The organism is Agrobacterium vitis, assembly GCF_013426735.1.
GTDB classification, from domain to species: Bacteria; Pseudomonadota; Alphaproteobacteria; order Rhizobiales; family Rhizobiaceae; genus Allorhizobium; species Allorhizobium vitis_D.
The window spans coordinates 2074745-2093466 of sequence record NZ_AP023272.1 but is presented as its reverse complement, the minus strand read 5'-3'; the positions used below and the strand labels follow the sequence as shown (position 1 = coordinate 2093466).

The 18722-nt window shown below is 60.2% G+C and carries 16 protein-coding genes; 5 read left to right on the top strand and 11 right to left on the bottom strand.

The genetic code is table 11. The features are described from left to right. The first annotated feature begins 14 nt into the window (after nucleotides 1-14). The gene (locus H1Y61_RS09635) at nucleotides 15-1142 is read left to right on the top strand and encodes a cobalt-precorrin-5B (C(1))-methyltransferase (RefSeq protein WP_180572469.1); all 1128 of its coding nucleotides are present in this window, start codon (nucleotides 15-17) and stop codon (nucleotides 1140-1142) included. Further along, nucleotides 1126-1818, top strand: a complete 693-nt coding sequence (locus H1Y61_RS09630; RefSeq protein ID WP_180572468.1) for a cobalt-precorrin-6A reductase — start codon at nucleotides 1126-1128, stop codon at nucleotides 1816-1818. Before H1Y61_RS09635 ends, H1Y61_RS09630 begins: the two co-directional genes overlap by 17 nt. Nucleotides 1819-1875: 57 nt before the next feature. Here the strand turns inward: H1Y61_RS09630 and H1Y61_RS09625 are convergent, their stop codons facing one another. The 8 genes from H1Y61_RS09625 to H1Y61_RS09590 form a co-directional block, all read right to left on the bottom strand. Further along, nucleotides 1876-2409, bottom strand: a complete 534-nt coding sequence (locus tag H1Y61_RS09625) for a chemotaxis protein CheD (RefSeq protein WP_235680678.1) — start codon at nucleotides 2407-2409, stop codon at nucleotides 1876-1878. 403 nt (nucleotides 2410-2812) lie between these two features. Next, nucleotides 2813-3772, bottom strand: coding sequence for a nucleoside hydrolase (locus H1Y61_RS09620; protein WP_180572466.1), 960 nt, complete (start codon nucleotides 3770-3772; stop codon nucleotides 2813-2815). Between the two features lie 88 nt (nucleotides 3773-3860). After that, nucleotides 3861-4652: a precorrin-4 C(11)-methyltransferase gene (gene cobM / locus H1Y61_RS09615; protein ID WP_180572465.1), complete on the bottom strand. Its 792-nt coding sequence runs from the start codon at nucleotides 4650-4652 to the stop codon at nucleotides 3861-3863. A gap of 1 nt (nucleotide 4653) precedes the next feature. Beyond that, nucleotides 4654-6441 carry a precorrin-3B C(17)-methyltransferase gene (gene cobJ / locus H1Y61_RS09610; protein WP_180574465.1) on the bottom strand — a complete coding sequence of 596 codons (1788 nt, stop codon included), beginning with the start codon at nucleotides 6439-6441 and terminating at the stop codon, nucleotides 4654-4656. Between the two features lie 80 nt (nucleotides 6442-6521). Next, complete coding sequence (gene cobI / locus H1Y61_RS09605; protein ID WP_180572464.1) at nucleotides 6522-7256, bottom strand: precorrin-2 C(20)-methyltransferase; 735 nt, start codon at nucleotides 7254-7256, stop codon at nucleotides 6522-6524. Continuing rightward, nucleotides 7253-8479: a precorrin-6y C5,15-methyltransferase (decarboxylating) subunit CbiE gene (gene cbiE / locus H1Y61_RS09600; protein WP_180572463.1), complete on the bottom strand. Its 1227-nt coding sequence runs from the start codon at nucleotides 8477-8479 to the stop codon at nucleotides 7253-7255. The genes cobI and cbiE overlap by 4 nt, the downstream gene beginning before the upstream one ends. Then, on the bottom strand, nucleotides 8472-9119 hold the full coding sequence (locus H1Y61_RS09595) for a precorrin-8X methylmutase (protein ID WP_180574464.1): 648 nt from the start codon (nucleotides 9117-9119) through the stop codon (nucleotides 8472-8474). Before H1Y61_RS09595 ends, cbiE begins: the two co-directional genes overlap by 8 nt. A 971-nt stretch (nucleotides 9120-10090) precedes the next feature. Continuing rightward, nucleotides 10091-11422 carry a sirohydrochlorin chelatase gene (locus H1Y61_RS09590; RefSeq protein WP_180572462.1) on the bottom strand — a complete coding sequence of 444 codons (1332 nt, stop codon included), beginning with the start codon at nucleotides 11420-11422 and terminating at the stop codon, nucleotides 10091-10093. 336 nt (nucleotides 11423-11758) lie between these two features. On the opposite strand from H1Y61_RS09590, the gene H1Y61_RS09585 reads away from it, so the two are divergent. From H1Y61_RS09585 to H1Y61_RS09575, 3 genes are all read left to right on the top strand, one after another. Beyond that, nucleotides 11759-12544: a TSUP family transporter gene (locus H1Y61_RS09585; protein WP_180572461.1), complete on the top strand. Its 786-nt coding sequence runs from the start codon at nucleotides 11759-11761 to the stop codon at nucleotides 12542-12544. Between the two features lie 64 nt (nucleotides 12545-12608). After that, nucleotides 12609-12854: a type II toxin-antitoxin system ParD family antitoxin gene (locus H1Y61_RS09580; protein ID WP_180572460.1), complete on the top strand. Its 246-nt coding sequence runs from the start codon at nucleotides 12609-12611 to the stop codon at nucleotides 12852-12854. Further along, nucleotides 12854-13150: a type II toxin-antitoxin system RelE/ParE family toxin gene (locus H1Y61_RS09575; protein ID WP_180572459.1), complete on the top strand. Its 297-nt coding sequence runs from the start codon at nucleotides 12854-12856 to the stop codon at nucleotides 13148-13150. The genes H1Y61_RS09580 and H1Y61_RS09575 overlap by 1 nt, the downstream gene beginning before the upstream one ends. 68 nt (nucleotides 13151-13218) lie before the next feature. On the opposite strand, the gene cobO is transcribed toward H1Y61_RS09575, so the two are convergent. From cobO to cobW, 3 genes are read right to left on the bottom strand one after another with little or no spacing between them, the layout of a single operon-like run. Next, nucleotides 13219-13863 (bottom strand): cob(I)yrinic acid a,c-diamide adenosyltransferase, encoded by a 645-nt coding sequence (gene cobO, locus H1Y61_RS09570; protein ID WP_180572458.1) that lies wholly within the window; start codon nucleotides 13861-13863, stop codon nucleotides 13219-13221. Then, nucleotides 13860-17642 carry a cobaltochelatase subunit CobN gene (gene cobN, locus H1Y61_RS09565; protein ID WP_180572457.1) on the bottom strand — a complete coding sequence of 1261 codons (3783 nt, stop codon included), beginning with the start codon at nucleotides 17640-17642 and terminating at the stop codon, nucleotides 13860-13862. Before cobN ends, cobO begins: the two co-directional genes overlap by 4 nt. A 3-nt stretch (nucleotides 17643-17645) precedes the next feature. After that, nucleotides 17646-18719 carry a cobalamin biosynthesis protein CobW gene (gene cobW, locus H1Y61_RS09560; protein WP_180572456.1) on the bottom strand — a complete coding sequence of 358 codons (1074 nt, stop codon included), beginning with the start codon at nucleotides 18717-18719 and terminating at the stop codon, nucleotides 17646-17648. Nucleotides 18720-18722: the final 3 nt, after the last annotated feature.

The following is an 18722-nucleotide window of genomic DNA, read 5'->3' as shown; positions in this document are numbered from 1 at the left end:
GCCTATAAAGAGCCATGACCGAAGCCGCGCCGCCAACCGAAACACCCAATGCCGCTGCTTCGCGCAAGCCGAATGGACCGCTGCGCAAGGGGTGGACCACAGGCGCCTGCGCGACAGCCGCGACCAAGGCAGCGCTGACGGCGCTTTTGACCGGTGAATTTCCCGATCCGGTGTCGATCCGCCTGCCGGGCGGCCAGGAACCAGCCTTTGCGCTCGCCTATGAACAGATCGCGGGTGGCCAAGCCTCGGCGGGAATCATCAAGGACGCGGGCGACGACCCTGATGTGACCCATGGCGCGACCGTGATCGCCATTGTGCGGCGTATCGCCGCCGGTTCTGGCATCCGCTTCGTGGCGGGCGACGGCGTCGGCACGGTGACTCGGCCCGGCCTGCCGCTGGCCATCGGTGAACCAGCCATCAACCCCGTCCCGCGCGCGATGATGGTGGCCGAGGTGGAGGCGCTGGCCAAACAGCATGGAGTGGCGCCCGATGTGGAAATCACCGTTTCCATTCCTGGCGGGCAGGCGCTGGCGGAAAAGACATGGAACCCGCGCCTGGGCATTATCGGCGGGCTTTCGGTGCTCGGCACCACCGGCATCGTCAATCCATTTTCCTGTGCCGCCTGGATTCACTCCATCCATCGCGGCATCGATGTCGCACGTGCCATGGGCCTTCCGCATGTGCTTGGCGCCACCGGCTCGACTTCCGAACGCGCCGCCCAGCAGCTTTATGGCCTGCCGCAGGAAGCGCTGCTGGACATGGGTGATTTTGCCGGCGGCCTGCTCAAATATCTGCGCCAGCATCCCGTGCCCCGGCTGACGATTGCGGGTGGATTTGCCAAGTTGAGCAAGCTGGCGCAAGGCGCACTGGATCTACATTCCGCCCGCAGCCAGATCGACAATTCCTTCATGGAAACATTGATCTCCGATCATCCTCTCTCGCAAGACATCAAGGAGAGGATCAGGTCTGCCAACACCGCACTGGAAATCCTCGACATCACCCGGCAAAACAATCTGGACATGGCGACCCCGATTGCGCAAAGGGCAAGACAGACAGCCCTGTCAGTCCTGCGCGGTGCCGATATCGCGGTCGATGTGATCGTCACCGACCGAGCGGGAGCGATCCTTGCCATCGCCTCCTGAACGCATCCTCATTCTCGGCGGCACAGCAGAGGCGGCAAAGCTTGCCGCAGAGCTGGTGGAGCAAGGTGAGGCTTTCGTCATTACCGCGCTTGCCGGACGCACCGAATATCCGGCCAGTCTGGCTGGAGACGTCCGCATCGGTGGCTTCGGCGGTGTCGATGGGCTGGTGGCCTATCTGAGGAGTGAAGGCATTACCAGGGTGATCGACGCCACCCATCCGTTTGCCCAGCAGATATCCGCCCATGCCGTCAAAGCCTGCCGGAAAGCAAAGATCCCGCTGACCGTGCATCTGCGCCCGCAATGGCTGGAACAAGACGGGGACCGCTGGATCATGGTCGAAACGCTGGAAGCGGCGGCCCATACATTGCCGGAGGGAGCCAGGGTCTTCCTGGCGCTGGGGCGGCAATATATCGACATATTTGCGCGGCGAACGGATTGCCACTTTGTGATCCGCATGGTGGATGCGCCTTCAACGCCGCTGCCCTTTACCCATGCCGACATCGTTGTCGGCAAAGCGTCAGCGGATTGGGAATCAGAAAAAGCCCTGCTGGAAAGCCATGCCATCACCCATCTCGTGACCCGCAATTCAGGCGGCGAGGCAAGCTACGGCAAGATTATCGCGGCCCGAAAATTGGGATTGCCCGTGGTGATGATCGCCCGCCCGGTCGCGTGCTGAACGATTGCGTTGTCACATTGATATTGATTTTGTTTCGCCACGGTGAAGGCGATATCCTCACACCTTCTGAGCTGGCGACCGAATTGTCGTAACCTTGGGCTTCACACCCATACGTCCGCCAAGCGGCACGCAATTGGTCTTGCCCGAATAGGGCCAATATTCGAGCTTGCAGCCATAAGGGCCGCCGACATTTTCCTCAATGACCGCAATACCGTTCGTTGCCAGAAACTGCCGCGCGAAATCGAAATTGCGCGCCCCCACATTATAGAAGGAGTTTCCGGGACTGGCGCCACCAAAAATCTTTGCCTCCAGCCGCCAGACATTTGCACCACGCGCCAGCAACCCGTCAACAAGAAGCTCCATCAGCTGGCAGCCATATCGCGCCGCCTCGCTCTTGCTCATGACCTTGGTAACCGGCCCCGGCAAGACGAAATGATTCATACCGCCGAGACCCAGCACGGGATCGCGAATACAGGCCGCGACGCAGGAGCCAAGCACCGTCGTCATCACCGAATCAGGATCGTCGCTGACGGCAAATTGTCCCTGCGAAATGGTCACCCGACCCTTGGGCAGATCGATTCGTGAAGCCACTGGAGCATTCCAAACGAAAGACATTCAATCCGACCCCTAACATTACATACTAATGAAAGCATAGATTGAGATAAAAACCTATTGATCATTTCTGTCCGCACGCCGCGCCACAGCCCGTGCGTTTTGGAAACCCGCACAAAGAACGCTGTAACACTTTATATTTTCTGCATAATGTTCTCCTTAAACGACAACCTGTTTAAGAAATCATGCCTTAGGCTTTGGATAAGAAATTACACCAGACATTATCGCAACATGCTCACTCATCGGACACAACGCAGACACCACCCAATTTAATGGTGCCAACTCTCCGATAAGGCGGGCATTCTGGCTTCCTAGCTAATAAACCATGAATATATTGATTTATTGTCTACTCTTCATCGGTCAAGGAATGCAGCGGACGAAGTCACGCTTCCTGGACTGACACGATCGTGTCGTGGATCAGCTTCAGCACGGCACCGGCCTCGATATCGGTGCAGATCGTCTGGCTTGGCAGGTCGTCCCAATCGCTGGGGCCGAAGCCCATGCTGTCAGGCTTCTGGATGGTCTGGCCATCGGCAATACCGCCGCAGACCACCCGGATCGAACCGCTGCGGGTGGTGAATAGCTCCGGTGCCACAACGTAGGCGCAGGCGCAGCTGTCATGCACCACCATGCCATCAGGCACCCGGCTCTCGTAGAACTTGATGTAGAACTGCGACAGGTCGAACAGCAATTGCGCCCGCATGCCTGCCGCATCGCGGATGTCGGACAGCGCCTGGCGGGTCATCACGGTTTTCGTCGTGACATCCAAACCAACCACAACCACCGGCCAGCCGGCGGTGAAGACAATATCGGCCGCTTCCGGGTCGCCGTGGATATTGGCCTCGGCGGCGGGCGTCACATTGCCATTGACATCGAAGGCACCGCCCATGATGACCACGTCCTTGACCAGAGAAACGATCTCAGGATCTTCCTTCAAAGCATTGGCAAGGTTGGTCATTCTGCCAACCGCAACGATCCGCACTTCGCCCGGATTGGCGCGGATGGTCTCGACGATGAAGCGATGCGCCGGGCGCGGATCGAGCGGAATATCCACGGCATCCGGCACACCGATATTGCCAAGTCCATCATCGCCATGAATGAATTTCGGCGGCTCATGGGTAACGCGATGCGGAATGAAGGTTTCGCCAGCACCCTTGGCAACCGGCGCGTCGATATTCCATTCCTGCTTCAGATAGAGAGCATTGCGCGTCGTGGTCTCAATGGTGGCATTGCCGAACACCGTAGTAATGCCCAGCAGATCGATATCCGCATGGTGATGCAGAAACAGCAGTGCCATGGCATCGTCAACGCCGGGGTCCGTATCGAAAATCACCTTATGCATCGCCCTGTCCTTTTTGGGTCATTTGGCCTTTATATATCCTTTGACGGGACAATAGCGGCCTTGCGCTATCCCGCAACCACTGTTGGCGTCAGACGGCCTGGTTTTTCTTGGATACACCCTTCTTGCCCACATTGCGCAGCACATGGGAAAAACCGGAATTGTAGAGATCGCTATCGCGGAAGGCGACATCGCCGAACACTTTGCCGACCATGACCAGCGCCGTTCGGGTAATCTTCGCCTTGCGCACCTCCTCCGCCATATCCTTCAACGTGGTGCGGATGAACAATTCGTCCGGCCATGTGGCGCGGTAGGCGATCACCACCGGGCAATCCTCGCCATAATAAGGGGTCAGTGTCTCGCGGATATGACCGAGATTGCGGATCGACAGATGAATGGCCAGCGTGGCGCGGGATTTGCCGAGGATATCAAGCGTCTCGAATTCCGGCATCGACGACGCCTTCATCTCGGTGCGGGTAATGATGACCGTCTGGGCCACTTCCGGCAGGGTCAGTTCGGTCTTCAGCCTTGCGGCAGCCGCCGCAAAGGCGGGTACGCCCGGCACCACGTCATAGGGAATATCCAGCGCGTCCAGCCTGCGCATCTGTTCGGCAATCGCCCCATAGATGGCAGGATCGCCGGAATGCACCCGCGCCACATCCTGGCCTCGTGCATGGGCCGCCTGGATTTCCTGGATGATCTCGTCCAGATGCATGGGCGCTGTGTCCTTGACCAGCGCATCAGCAGGCGCGGCCTTGACGATTTCCTCCGGCACCAGCGATCCGGCATAGAGGCAGACCGGGCAGCGCTCAATCAGCCTTAAGCCCCGCACGGTGATCAGATCTGGCGCGCCGGGACCGGCACCAATGAAATAAACCGTCATGTCATGCGTCCTTTAGCATTGCCGTATCCGCCTTGCCGGAATAGCCGCGCGGCGTGTAAACCCAGGTCTTGCCGTCACCGGTTTTGACGGTGCGGCTTTCCGACGAACCAACGATGACCACCGTCAGCATATCGACATCATCGACATTCAAGCCAGCCAGTGGCACGACCCGCACCGTCTCGCCGGGGCGTCCAAGATTGGTGGCGAGAATGACCGGTGTGTCAGCCGGGCGATAGGTCAGCAGCTGGTCGCGGGCATAGGCCAGCTGCGTACGCCGCTTCATCGACACCGGATTGTAGAAGGCGATGACGAAATCGCCCTCGCCCGCCGCCTTCACCCGGCGCTGGATATGCTCCCAGGGTGTCAACAGGTCCGACAGCGAAATGGTGCAGAAATCATGGCCGAGCGGCGCACCAATCCGGGCGGCGGCAGCCTGAAGCGCGGAAATGCCCGGCGAAACCTGCACCTCGATCCGCTGCGCGCCCGCAGAAATTCCGCCCTTGTCCAACAGCTCGAACACCAACGTCGCCATGGCATAAATACCGGCATCGCCGGAACAGACCAGCGCCACCGTCTTGCCCTCGCCCGCCAGTTCCATCGCATGAACCACGCGAGCTTCTTCCTTGCCAAGGTCGAAATCATGCCGGGTCTTGCCCTCGGCAAGCGATCCCAGCAGGTCGAGATAAAGCGAATAGCCAACGAGATCGGTTGAAGCCGCCACCATGCGGGAGACTTCCGGCGAGCGCCAGCCTTCCGACCCCGGCCCGATGCCGACGACGAACAATGTCCCACGGGCGCGGCCAAGGCTTGTTTCCTTGATGGGCTGGGCGCTGCGGCCCAGTGCAACGGTCACACCTTTCGATTTAATCTTGGGCAGAACCAGCACCCCATCCGAACCGGCCACCGCCAGCGCCGCGCCCTCCGCCACGCCGTGGCAGCCGACCTCGGCAAACACCACCTCCGAAGGGTTTTGCAGCCGGGGCCGTTCCTGTTCCAGCCGCTCGGCGGAAAAGAACCGGGCGGCTACGCCGAAATGCTTGGCCACCGCATGGATTGCCGCCTCATCGGCCTTGACGTCGATAGAGGCCACAGCACCAAGGCTTTGGGCGGCAAGACCTGATATATCCAATGCCTGCTGCGCCAGCGCAATCGCCTCTTCAACGGAGGCATGGCGCTCGCAGCCCATGCCCAGCACCAGGGTTTTCGGGTGGTAGACCAATTCCAGCGGCCCCGCCGTTCGGCGCTGATCGGTGACGGTCAGGGTCACCTTGCCCTCGTCGTGAAAGGCAAGGCGCGAAGCCGCTAACCAATCCGTATCGCCAACTAGGCGGACGCTTGCCCCGGCCACCAGTTCGGCCATGACCGTCTTGGCCTGTTCAGGGTTGGCCAGCGCATAGCCCTCCGGTGGCGCATCCAAAGCCACACCGAACCGCAGATCGCCTGCCGTGGTAATCGCAGCATGGGCATTGAGAGCCTCAGCCACCGCCCGCGCCATGTCATTAGCGCCGTGGTGGCCGCCCAGCAGTGGCACGACAGAAGCGCCATCCTCGGAGACGCACAGCACCGGCGGTTCGGACTGCTTATCGGCAAGCAATGGTGCCAGCAGCCGGATCAACGCGCCCGATGCCATGATTGCGATGATCGGACGGCCAGCAGAAAACAACGCCCGGACATGGCTTTTCACATCGTCAAAGCTCTGATCGGCCCCGTCCACACGGGATGCGGCGGCGTGAACCTCACCGCAAACGGCATCGGCAATACGCCGCGCCAAGGCCAGCGCCGTTGGCATCAGAATGACAATAGCGGGTTTTGTATTGTCGTTTTTTTCAGAGCCAGTTTTTTCAGGGCCGTTTTTTTGAGGCGTCGTCATCAAAGTCTTTCCGTTTGCGGAGCCGCGCCAAGCGCCCAGCCCTCAGCCCCCTTGTAAATCAGGATCATCGAGAAATACGGGGCAACATCTTCTGCGACATCACCCAGCGGCAAAAGGCGTTCATTTTGTAGCGACACGCGCTCGACATAACCGGCATTGGCGGTCAGGCCCATGGTGTCGATCAGCGCCCGGATGCGGGGGAAATGCCGCCCCAATTTGATGATGGCGACGGCAGAGGCGCTTTCGATCCGGGCGCGCAACTCATCATTCTCCAACGGGCCTGGCAGCACGGTCAGCACATCGTTGCGCGCTGCCAGCGGTCGGCCATAGGCAGCGGCGGCAGCCATCATCGACGAGACACCGGGAACGACCTCGGTCGGATAGCGATGCGCCAGCCGCTCGAACAGATACATGAACGAGCCGTAGAAAAACGGATCGCCCTCGCACAGCACCGCCACATCCGAACCCGCATCCAGATGATGCGACAGGGTCACAACGGCAGCGTCATAAATTTCCTGGGCCGGATAACGCTCCACCCGCATCGGCACGATCATAGGCACTTCCAGCTGGTCGGCCCGCAGATAGGGCGCGGCAATCTGGCGGGCAAAGCTTGGACCGGTATCGGGTGCCGGATAGGCAATCACCGAAACGGAGGTCAGGATGCGATGCGCCTTCAGGGTCAGCAGTTCCGGATCGCCGGGGCCGAGACCAAGGCCATACAGCTTACCTGTCATTTGGAAACACTCCATGTTGTCACCGGCATCAGTGATTTCCAGCCGCAGAACCGACCGACAGGTGCTGCGCGCGCCACGGAAATCCGGCTCAGCTCACCACCATGCAGGCCGCGCAAAGCCACAAGCTGCGCCTCGCCTTCCAGCGTCACAGCATTGGCGACCAGCCGCCCGCCGGGCTTCAATGCCTGCCAGCAGGCCTCAAACAGACCTTCGGTGGTGATGCCGCCGCCGATGAAAATCACATCCGGCGGATCAAGCGTCAGCAGCCCCGCCGGGGCTTCGGCCTCGACAATCTCCAGATCCGGCACGCCAAGCACCTCGGCATTGTCGCGCATCATCGCCAGCCGCTCCGGCTTCGGCTCGATTGCGATAGCGCGGGTGCCCATTCCAGTCCGCAGCCACTCAATGGCAATGGAGCCGCAACCGGCACCGACATCCCAGAGCAAAGCATTGGGAAACGGTGCCAGATGCGCAAGTGTTGCCGCCCTCACCTCACGTTTGGTCAATTGTCCATCGTGGCGGAAGGCATCGTCGGGCAGGCCCGGCACCGGCGACAGCAGCACTCCGGCACCGGCGCAATCGACGGCAAGCGTGTTGAAATCCGCAATTCCCGGCAGCTGCGCCAGCAGATCTTGCGCGCTGACATGCAGGATGCGCTCCAGCGCACCGCCCATATGTTCCAGTACATGCAGCATGGAGGCCCCAAAGCCGCGCCGCACCAGCAGGTCGGCAGCCTCAAAAACCGTTTCGGCATTCGAGGTCAGGGCGAGGATGCGCGCACCCGGCAGCACATGCCGGTTAAGGTAGGACAGCGGGCGGCCATGCAGGGAAATCTGCGCCACGTTTTGCAGCGGCCAGCCAAGCCGGGCAGCCGCCAGCGAAAAGGCCGAGGGGCTAGGCAGGACCCGCATCTCCTCTGGCGCCAGATAGCGCCGCAGCGTCGCACCTATGCCGAAATGCATGGGATCGCCGGTCGCCACCACCACGACCGGCGTGCCGCGCAGTGCCAGAAGCTGATCCAGTGTTTCCCGAAAACCAGCACCCCAGGTGAGGATGCGCCGCACATTGGGGATGGCATCGGCCACCGCATGTTCCAGCCGCTCGCCCAGCACCAGCACCTGGGCTTCGCTGAGATGGGCAAGCTGCTGCTGTGTCAGGCTGGCAAGACCGCCATCACCAATGCCGATAATAGTCAGCCACGGATCGCTGGAAGCCTCAGTCATTGGCGCCAAGTCCTCCCGCCAGCGCGTTGACCGCAGCCGATGCCATGGCAGAACCGCCTCGCCGGCCTTGAACGGCAATGAACGGCACACCCCGGCTGTTGGCGGCAAGTTCCGCCTTGCTTTCGGCCGCCCCGACAAAGCCGACCGGCAGACCGAGGATCAATGCCGGTTTCGGTGCCCCCTGATCCAGCAGTTCCAGAAGGCGAAACAGCGCCGTCGGCGCATTGCCGATGGCCACGACAGCGCCTTCCAACTGACCAGCCCAAAGATTGACCTGCGCCGCCGAGCGGGTATTGCCTGCCCAGGCGGCCAGCGGCCGCACCCTGACATCATTGATCAGGCAGATCACCTCATTTTCCGCTGGCAGAAGACTGCGGATAATGCCGTGCCGAACCATTTCCGCATCGCAGAGAATGGGCGCACCGGCGGCAAGTGCCGCAGCACCTGCCTCGAACGCGCCTTGCGAAAACACGATGTCATCAGCCAGATCAATCATGCCGCAGGCATGGATCAAGCGGATCACCAGCGGCTGCATGACAGCAGGAAACCGGTCGAGATTGGCCTCGCGCCGGATCATCTCGAAGGACTGGCGGTAGATCTCGGCAGGTTGGCGGATATAGTCGAGTGCCGGGGTTTGCATGACGTCTTCCGTATCGTCATCCAACTCACCTAACGAAAGCTCTGCACCTGTGATGGCCAGATCCTCATGGCCGATGCCCAGCACCCAGCCCTCTTCCTGCGTCGTCACGTCAATCTCCTCATCCGAGAGCATGCGGGGCCGCTCAAACAACCTCCCCAACATCCCGTCCGCATCGAACCCCGCAAAGGCTACAGCCACCCGGCGTACCTGGGCTGCATCCTTCACTTCAATCTCGTGATCCCCAAGCGAAAACAGCGAGGGATAAATTTCCGCCAAAACCACACTGTGGCCGTCGTTGAAAGAGGGAGGCTGTTCCTCATGTCCCGCCGTAAAGCCAGTCTCAAACGGCCAGACCGCAATCTTGTCACGGTTCGGATGCCCGTCGAGAAAGGCACTCAATCGGGCAATGCCCAGGAGGCTCTGGCTGCCGACCGATCCGGCATAGGCCAATTGCCAGACCGATTTTGCGCCTCGGGCGTGGCTCTCCGAAAGCCGCATGGTAAAAGGCGCGCTGGTGGGTGCAGCGGGCTTTGTTGCTGGCAGACCATCCAGATCCAGCGCCTGTGGCCTGCCCCAGAAGCGCGGCTCCTGCACAAAATAGTCCCGATTCCAACGGGCAGCCAGCGCGAACCGGTTATTGGCGTTATCAGGACCGTCTTCAATTTCACGGGCAATGGCGCGCCACAGGCCTTGCCAATTCGCATCACCCGTCACCCGCTTTGCTGTACCCGTGGGATAACCGAAGGCGAAATCAAAACCGGCCAGCAGGCGCTTGCCTGCCGCCAGCGCATCGCTGACCACAGCCTCAAACCGCGCCATGAAGGCGGCACGGGTGGGGAAGTTTTCCAGCCAGACGATCTCTGCCCCTGCCTCACCGCAATCGACAAGGCAGGCCCAGATGGAGTTCTTGCCCGTCACCGGCTTGGCTGCGCCGGACCAGTCCACGATCAAGATGCGGTCGAATAAGGCCATCAGGTCTTCTTCATGGATTTCGGACCCAGCGGATGGTCCGCATGGGGGTAAGGCGCGTGGGTATGGCTATGCCCGTGGTCATGATGGTGGTTATGACCGTGTGAGTGATCCCCGTGGTCATGTGTGTGGTCATGGTGCTCATGTCCGTGATGGTCGTGGCTATGGTCATGACCACAGCCGCAATCCGGCCCGTGTTCGTGGACATGCGCCTTACCGCTGGACGGCGCATTCATCACCGCTTCCAGTCCCGCATCTGGGCTGGCATTCAGCAAATGCCCGTATTTGCCGCCAAGCGTTGTCGAAGCGCCATAGTCGAAAGCCGGTTGCAGCGGTGCCGGATCGGCATGGCTATGCACCGGCGTCCAAGGCAGGCCATGCTGAAGACAGAACTCTTGATCGCGGCAGGAGGCGTCGCAATCGCCCTTGCACGGACAGTCTTCCAGCCCGCCGCCAATGCCCTCGACATGGTGGTGGTGGCTTTCCTGCGGCTGGCCGATATCGGCCTCGAAGCCTAGAACCTGCTCGCGATATTTGCACATCTGGCAGTTCATCACCGCAGCCCCTTCAAGGATTTCGCGCACCCGATCCTGAAAGGCATCCAGCACCAGCGGATGATCGTTGAGATAGCTGGCCTTGACGAACTGGATATCCGGATGGCGAGCTGCCACCTCATCGGTATAGCTGTAGATCCGCTTCACCAGCACGCCGGTAAACAGGAAATAGGGGAAGACGATAATGCGTTTGTAACCCAGCTTGGCGGCATGGGTCAGGCCCGGCTCCACGAGCGGAAAGGTCACGCCGGAATAACAGGTTTCTCCCCAGCCAAAGCCCATGCCTTCCCACAGCATCCGCATCACCTTGGTGGCGTTGGAATTGGCATCGGGATCGGAAGAGCCGCGCCCGACCACCATCAGCAGCGTGTCATGCTTATCGATGACACCCAGTTGCGCATTCGCCTCGTCCACGGCAGCCTGGATGCGATCACCGGCAGCGCGGATCATCTTCAGGTCAATACCTAGCTCGCGCCCATAGTTGATCACCATGCCGGGGTTCTGCGCCTGATAGGTATTCAGCACGGAGGGAATATCGTTCTTGGCATGGCCCGCAGCAAACAGCATGCCCGGCACGGCTAAGACGCGGGTGACGCCCTTTTCCCGCAAGCTGTCGAGGCCTGCCGAGATCACCGGATTGCAGAATTCCAGATAGCCATACTCGACCGGCAGGTCGGGATTGCGTGCCTTCAGCCCTTCAGCGATGACAGCGAATTCGCGCGCCGCATTCTGGTTGCGGCTGCCATGTCCACAGACCATGATTCCGAGTTTTTCTGCCATGACAAAAGGCTCCCTGCTTCGTTTCGTTTTATGTACGAAGCGCCGGAGCCGCCGGTTTTGCCGACATCTCCTATGGCCTTTGGGACAGCTCCGGAATTGGCCCCCTGATTGGGTCAGCCGCACCGGACGATTCCAGCCTGTCGAACAGGCGCCGTCGCACATCTTGGCGGGCAGGAATAGCGAAGCGCCCGAGCCGGGTCAAACCGCAATTTCAGCCGAAGACGATCCGGCCACCACCAAAACCCTTCTCACGGAAAATTTTCCTCTCAAACCGATTACCGTTTCGCAGGGAATGCAGTAAGAGGCTTGATACGCCCCTCTTCCTCGGATTTCCCAATGACCGACATTGCCCTCCAAGCCCTGATCTTCCTGTTTTTTGCCGCCTTCATCGCAGGTTTTGTCGATTCGATTGCCGGCGGCGGTGGTTTGATCACCATTCCCGCCATGCTGATTGCCGGTATTCCCCCACTGGAAACGCTGGGAACCAACAAATTGCAGGGCATGTTCGGCTCGGCCTCGGCCACCATCGCCTATGGCCGCAAGGGCCATGTCAACCTGAAGAAACAATTGCCGATGGCCGTCATGTCGGTGCTGGGCGGCGCGATTGGCGCTGTTATCGCAACCTATGTGCCGGGCGATGTGTTGAAAGCGCTGATGCCGTTTCTGCTGGTGGCGATTGCCGCCTATTTCGCCATGAAGCCGAATATTTCCGACGTCGATAGCCACCAGCGGATGACGCCTTTCTTGTTCGGCCTGACGCTTGCCCCGCTGATCGCCATTTATGACGGCGTTTTCGGCCCCGGCACCGGCTCCTTCCTGATGCTGGCCTTCGTTTCGCTCGCCGGTTTCGGCATGTTAAAAGCCACCGCCCACACAAAACTGCTGAATTTCGGCTCCAATGTCGGTGCCTTCCTGGTCTTCGTGTTCAATGGCGTGGTTTTGTGGAAAATCGGCATTGTCATGGGCATCGGTCAGTTCCTGGGCGCCCAGACCGGCTCGAAACTGGCAATGAAAAGCGGCGCCAAAATCATCAAGCCACTGCTGATCGTCACCTGCATCGGACTGGCGATAAAGCTGCTGCTGGACCCGACCAATCCGGTGCGGGTCTGGATGGGGATCTGAACCACGTTGCTATGTTTACAACCATCCACTATATTCATTTTGAATACAGGATAGAGGTTTACCCATGGCAACAACCAGCCTGACACTTGGCCCGCATTGGGAAGGCTTCATCAAGCAGCAGATAAACAGTGGCCGCTATGCCTCTGCGAGCGAAGTGGTGCGCGACGCGCTCCGCGAGTTGGAGGAGCGGGAAGAAAAGCTGAAAATTTTGCGCCATCAGATCGACACGGGTTGGCAACAAGCAGATCGTGGAGAGTTTGCAGAGGATTGGTCGCTCCAGTCCCTCAATGAAAAGCTCGACCGCGAATAATGAGCGGCAAAGATCATCGGCTCACTGAAATAGCGGGTCTCAATGTCGAAGATATTGGACGTTACACCAACAAAACCTGGGGCAAGCGTCAGCGAAACGATTATCTGCGAGCCTTGTTCAGCAGGTTCGAGTTTCTCGCTGAATTTCCCTATTCTGGACAAAAGCATGACCACATCAGGGAAGGCCTTTTCGGTTTTTCCGAGGGCGCGCATGTGATCTTTTACCGGATCAATGCCAATGGGATCGACATCCTCCGTGTCCTTCACCAGCGCATGAGTCTGGAAGGACGACTGTAACAGACCCGATCAAATAACAGCGCGACAAAGCCCGCTGGTACACCCCCAGAACACCCAGTTCTGCGCCATCAGAACTCCACACCCAGCTGCGCCTTGATGCCGGAGCGGAACGGGTGCTTGACCAGCTCCATTTCCGTAACCAGATCGGCAATCTCGATCAGCTCGTCCTTGGCATTGCGTCCCGTCAAAACGACATGGGTCATGGGCGGCTTTTCTTCCGAAAGGAAGGCGACGACTTCGGCCAGATCGATGTAGTCGTAGCGGATGGCGATATTGATTTCGTCAAGCAGCACCATGCTGTTGGCGGGATCGCGGATCAGTTCCTTGGCCTTGTCCCAGGCGGCTCTGGCCATGGCCATGTCGCGGGCCTTGTCCTGGGTCTCCCAGGTAAAGCCTTCGCCCATGGTGTGGAAAGCGCAGAGGTCGGAAAAATGCCGCAGGATCAGATCGCGCTCTCCGGTTGACATCGCCCCCTTGATGAATTGCACCACCGCACATTTTTTGCCATGGGCGATATGGCGGAAAATCATCCCGAAGGCTGCCGAGGACTTGCCCTTGCCCTTGCCGGTATGGACGATGATCAGGCCTTTTTCGCCGGTCTTGGTCGCCATGATCTTGTCGCGCGCCGCTTTTTTCTTCGCCATTTTCTCGGCGTGGCGGGTAAGATCGTCCGATGCTACTGCAACGGCTCCGCTATCGACGGTTTCGTTCATAGGGCATTCTCCAATTCAATCGTCTGTAAAAGCTCGGCATGGGAAAGTTGGGACAAATGATATCTCGCCGAATTGCTGCGCGGCGTCCAGAGGCCACGCTCGATGGCTTCCAACAACCGCTGCGACATGTCCTTCAAGGCAGCCGGGTTTTTATCGGCCATGAAAGCCCGCACCCGGTCATCACCGATAAAAGCCCGGTAAACGGCTTCGAAATGCGGCTGGCGCACGGCACCGGTGGTGGCGGCAAAGGCGAACAGATAGTCCACGGATGCGGCAATTTCGAACGCGCCCTTATAGCCATGACGCATCACGCCCTCGATCCATTTCGGATTGACGACGCGGGCGCGCACCACCCGACCAATCTCTTCCTCCAGGGTGCGGATCACAGGCTTTTCCGGTCGGGAATGGTCGTTGTGATAGACGGTTGGCCTGCGACCCGAGAGCTGCTCGACCGCCGCCGTCATGCCACCCTCGAATTGATAGTAATCGTCGCTATCCAGCAGATCATGCTCGCGATTGTCCTGGTTCTGCACCACTGCCTGCATGCCCTGCAAGCGCTCTTCGAACAGGCCGCGCTCGGCCCTGCCTTCTTCGCCCGCGCCGTAAGCGTAAGCGCCCCAGACCAGATAGGCCTCGGCCAGATCGGCCCGGCGCTCCCAGCCCTTTTCGTCGATCAAGGCTTGCAGGCCCGCACCGTAAGCGCCGGGTTTCGACCCGAATACCCGGTAGCCCGCCCGGCGGCTGGCGGTCTTTTCGTCCAGCCCCTGTTGCTGGAACAAGACTGTTTCGGCCTTGATGCGCGCTGCAATCGGGTTATCCGCCGCATCCTCGTCCAAGGCGCCAACCGCCCGCACCGCCTTGTCGAACAGGGCGATCTGCTCAGGAAAGGCATCGCGGAAAAACCCTGATATCCGCAGCGTTACATCGACACGCGGGCGACCCAAAATTGCCTGGGGAATGATCTCATAGCCGGTCACCCGGCGCGAGGCGCTGTCCCAGAGCGGCTTGACGCCGATCAGCGCCAGCGCCTGGGCAATATCATCGCCGCCCGTGCGCATATTGCTGGTACCCCAGGCGGTAATGCCAAACGATACCGGCCATTCGCCATGATCCTGCACATAGCGGGCAACCAGCAGTTCGGCGGATTTCTGGCCGAGTTGGTAAGCGGCGGGTGTCGGCACGGCGCGGCTATCGACGGAGTAGAAATTACGCCCGGTCGGCAGCACATCCGGCCGCCCGCGTGTCGGCGCACCGGACGGGCCGGGGGCGACGAAGCGGCCAGACAATCCTTTGAGCAGTCCGGCGATTTCCGCTGGGCCGGATTTGATCACGCTCGGTTTCAGCCGGGCTTCAACCTCACCCAGAACAGCGCTTGTGTTTTGCCAGTCTTCGGGACAGGCAAGCCTGCCTGATACCATGTCTGCGGCAAGCAATTCGATCCGCTCGACCGTATCGCCCTTGGTGCGCCAGGGGGCTTGCGTCAGGTTTCTCAGAAGGTCGGGTTGCGGTCCGTCCCAGCTATCGGAAAACACACAGTCCAGAGGGTCGAAATCGGCCCACCCGGACAGCGCATCCACAGCAATCGCCCGGTGCAGACTGGCATCGCCACCCTGGCCCCCTTGCCTCTGCCCTTGACCACGCGGCACCCGCGCCAAGGCCACGACCAGATCGGTCAGCAACCGGCCTTGCGGTGCCTGCCCAAAAATATGCAGGCCGTCGCGGATCTGCATTTCCTTGAGGTCGCAGAGATAGGCATCGAGCTTGATCAGCTTGACCTCCTCCGCCTCGCCCCCGGCAATGCCCGCATCCTCATCCAAACCGATATCGGCGACCAGATCAAGGATCTGGGTTTTCAACAAGGTAACCCGGCGTGGATCGCCGCCCATCGCCTGGTAATATTCATCGACCAGCGCTTCAAGATCCTTCAGCGGACCATAGCTTTCCGCCCTGGTCAGAGGCGGCGTCAGGTGATCGATAATGACGGCACTCGCCCGGCGCTTGGCCTGCGTGCCCTCACCGGGATCGTTCACGATAAAGGGATAGAGGTGTGGCATCGGACCCAGCACCGCTTCGGGATAACAGCTCTCGCTCAGCGCCAGTGCCTTGCCCGGCAACCATTCCAGATTGCCGTGCTTGCCCATATGGATGATGGCGTGAACGCCAAATGTCTGGCGCAAGAATGCGTAGAAGGCGAAATAGCCATGCGGCGGCACCAGATCCGGCGAATGATAGCTGTCCTTCGGATCGATATTATAGCCCCGCGCTGGTTGGATGCCGAGCATCACCTTGCCAAACCGCAGCAGCGGCAGCGCGAAACCATCCCCGGCAAAAAACGGATCGGCCTGCGGCTCCCCCCATCTGTCGCTAATCTCCCGCCTGATCTTGTCAGGCAGGCTCCCGAAAAACCGCTGGTAATCGGCAAGTGGCAGGGTCTCGCGGATCACCCTGCCCTTCACCGCCGCATTGGTGACACCGGCCATCAGTGTCGTCATCAGCGCATCAGAATTGGCGGGCAGCATGCCGGTGTCATAACCCTCGGCTTTCAGGGCCTTCAACACTTCAAGGCTGGCGGCAGGCGTATCCAGCCCGACACCATTGCCCAGCCGTCCATCGCGGTTGGGATAGTTGGCCATGATCAGGGCGACCTGCCGTTCTGGCGCAGGTGTGTTCCTCAGCCGCGCCCAATTGGCAGCCAGGCTGGCGACGAAGGCCATGCGGCCCTGGTCCGGCGCATGGCTGACCAAGGTGGTTTCCACCCGCGCATCGTAGCGGGCAGCGGATTTGAAGGAGACGGCCCGGGTCAGCACCCGTCCGTCCACTTCCGGCAGCGCAACATTCATGGCGAGGTCGCGGGCGCTCAACCCCTGCATCGATGTTTCCCAGACGGAGCGTGGCGACGAGGAAAACAGCGCCTGCAACACCACGGCACCCTGTTCGTCCAGCACGGTCGAGGGCGCGTCGGCACCCGGAACGGAGACGGCAAAACCTGTCGTGTTGATCACCACATCCGGTGCGGCCTGCTTAAAAATCATCCGCAGCGTCTCAACGCAGACGGCATCTTTCAGACTGGCAACAAACACCGGCAAGACCCGCAGGCCCTGCGCTTGCAGCGCCTCAATCATCGCCTCAACCGGCGCGGTCTCGCCGCTCTGGACGAGGGCGCGGTAAAAACAGAGGGCGGCAATCGGCCCCTCGCCTGCAAGCATCTGCCACGCCGGAACGTCGATCACCCCTCGCCCCGGCCACCACAGCCCGGCTTTCAGCAACGGCAAAGCCTCTTGCGGTTTTGGTGCATTGGTCAGCAGCGCCTGCGCATAGGACACGAAATGGCTGGCATTGCTATCGCCGCCCTCAATCAGATAGGCCCAAAGCGCCGATAGATCCGAGGCATCCAGGTTTGAAAAAGCCTCCAGCCCGGCATCCGGCTTGTCGTCGCCGGGCAGGACGGCAATTTTTATCCCATGGCGGCGGGCGCAGGCGTGCAGCGCTTCCAGCGCATAATGAAAATAGCTGGCCCCACCCAGCGCCCTGACAACGATCAGTTTTGCATGGCGGGCGGTACGCTCGATATAGGTATCGACCGACATCGGATGTTTCAGCGCCATCAGGCTGGCCAGCCGCCATGTTGCGGTCTCGGATTGCCGCGCCAGCGCCACCGCAATGGCGGATAGCTCGGTATCAGCGGCGGACAGAAACAGGATATCCCCCGGCGTCTGGCCAAGGTCTATCGCGTCATCCCCGTCGCTGATCGAGCCTTGCTGGGCAAGCAGAAGATGCATGGCTTATGCCGCCGCCCGGATGGCATCGGCAATCGCCAATTGGTCCAGATCATGCAGGCCGATTACCACCAGCCGCGTCGCCCGCTGCTCGCCAGAGGCCCAGGGCCGGTCATAATATTGGTCAATGCGGCTGCCGACCGCCTGCACCACCAGCCGCATCGGCTTGCCCGGCACATCGACGAAGCCTTTCAGCCGCAGCACGTCATGCGCTTCGATCACGGTCTTCAAGCCATCGACAAAACGGTCCAGCTCGCGCACCTGCGGCAGATCGACAACAAAACTGTCGAATTCGTCGTGGTCGTGATGATGGTCATGGTCCTCACCGCTCGCATGCAGCGCCTCATGCTCCAGTTCGTGATGGGACTTGCGATTGTCGATATCGGCTTCCGAACCCGCACCGATACCAAGCAGCACCATGACAGGTACATCGCCATTCTTCGCCTCGATCAATGTCGGTTTGCGGCTCATCCGGGTGGTCACGTCGGTTCGCACTTTGGCAAGACCATCGGCATCTAGCAGATCGGTCTTGTTGAGCACGATCAGATCGGCGCAGGTCAACTGGTCCTCGAACAGCTCCTCGATCGGGCTTTCGTGATCAAGACTGTCATCAGCTGCGCGCTGGGCATCGATCCGGTCATGGTCGTCAGCAAACCGGCCAGCGGCGACAGCAGCGCTATCGACCACCGTCACAACACCATCAACGGTCACACGAGTGCGGATGTCAGGCCAGTTGAAGGCAGCCACCAGCGGCTGCGGCAAAGCAAGGCCGGAGGTCTCGATGACGATATGGTCGGGCAACACATCCCGTGCCAGCAGCTTTTGCATGGTCGGCACGAAATCATCGGCAACAGTGCAGCAGATACAGCCATTGGTCAGTTCGATAATGTCGTCCTCGGTGCAGGTCTCGGCGCCGCAGCCTTTCAGCACCTCGCCATCGACCCCTAGATCGCCGAATTCGTTAATGATCAACGCGATTTTCTTGCCACCGGCATTCATCAGCATATTGCGGATGATCGTCGTCTTGCCCGCGCCGAGAAATCCGGTGATAACCGTGACGGGAATTTTCTTTTGCAACATTGT

Excerpts from the sequence above, each read along its gene's own strand:
- cobW (WP_180572456.1), bottom strand. The coding sequence starts at position 18,719 with ATGTTGCAAAAGAAAATTCCCGTCACGGTTATCACCGGATTTCTCGGC.
- H1Y61_RS09575 (WP_180572459.1), top strand. The coding sequence starts at position 12,854 with ATGAGCGGCAAAGATCATCGGCTCACTGAAATAGCGGGTCTCAATGTC.
- H1Y61_RS09620 (WP_180572466.1), bottom strand. The coding sequence starts at position 3,772 with ATGCATAAGGTGATTTTCGATACGGACCCCGGCGTTGACGATGCCATG.
- H1Y61_RS09595 (WP_180574464.1), bottom strand. The coding sequence starts at position 9,119 with ATGCAAACCCCGGCACTCGACTATATCCGCCAACCTGCCGAGATCTAC.
- cobN (WP_180572457.1), bottom strand. The coding sequence starts at position 17,642 with ATGCATCTTCTGCTTGCCCAGCAAGGCTCGATCAGCGACGGGGATGAC.
- cobM (WP_180572465.1), bottom strand. The coding sequence starts at position 4,652 with ATGACGGTTTATTTCATTGGTGCCGGTCCCGGCGCGCCAGATCTGATC.
- cobO (WP_180572458.1), bottom strand. The coding sequence starts at position 13,863 with ATGAACGAAACCGTCGATAGCGGAGCCGTTGCAGTAGCATCGGACGAT.
- cobI (WP_180572464.1), bottom strand. The coding sequence starts at position 7,256 with ATGACAGGTAAGCTGTATGGCCTTGGTCTCGGCCCCGGCGATCCGGAA.
- H1Y61_RS09580 (WP_180572460.1), top strand. The coding sequence starts at position 12,609 with ATGGCAACAACCAGCCTGACACTTGGCCCGCATTGGGAAGGCTTCATC.
- cobJ (WP_180574465.1), bottom strand. The coding sequence starts at position 6,441 with ATGCCAACGGCGCTGGCCTTGGCGCGGCGTATTGCCGATGCCGTTTGC.
- H1Y61_RS09590 (WP_180572462.1), bottom strand. The coding sequence starts at position 11,422 with ATGGCAGAAAAACTCGGAATCATGGTCTGTGGACATGGCAGCCGCAAC.
- cbiE (WP_180572463.1), bottom strand. The coding sequence starts at position 8,479 with ATGACTGAGGCTTCCAGCGATCCGTGGCTGACTATTATCGGCATTGGT.
- H1Y61_RS09635 (WP_180572469.1), top strand. The coding sequence starts at position 15 with ATGACCGAAGCCGCGCCGCCAACCGAAACACCCAATGCCGCTGCTTCG.
- H1Y61_RS09585 (WP_180572461.1), top strand. The coding sequence starts at position 11,759 with ATGACCGACATTGCCCTCCAAGCCCTGATCTTCCTGTTTTTTGCCGCC.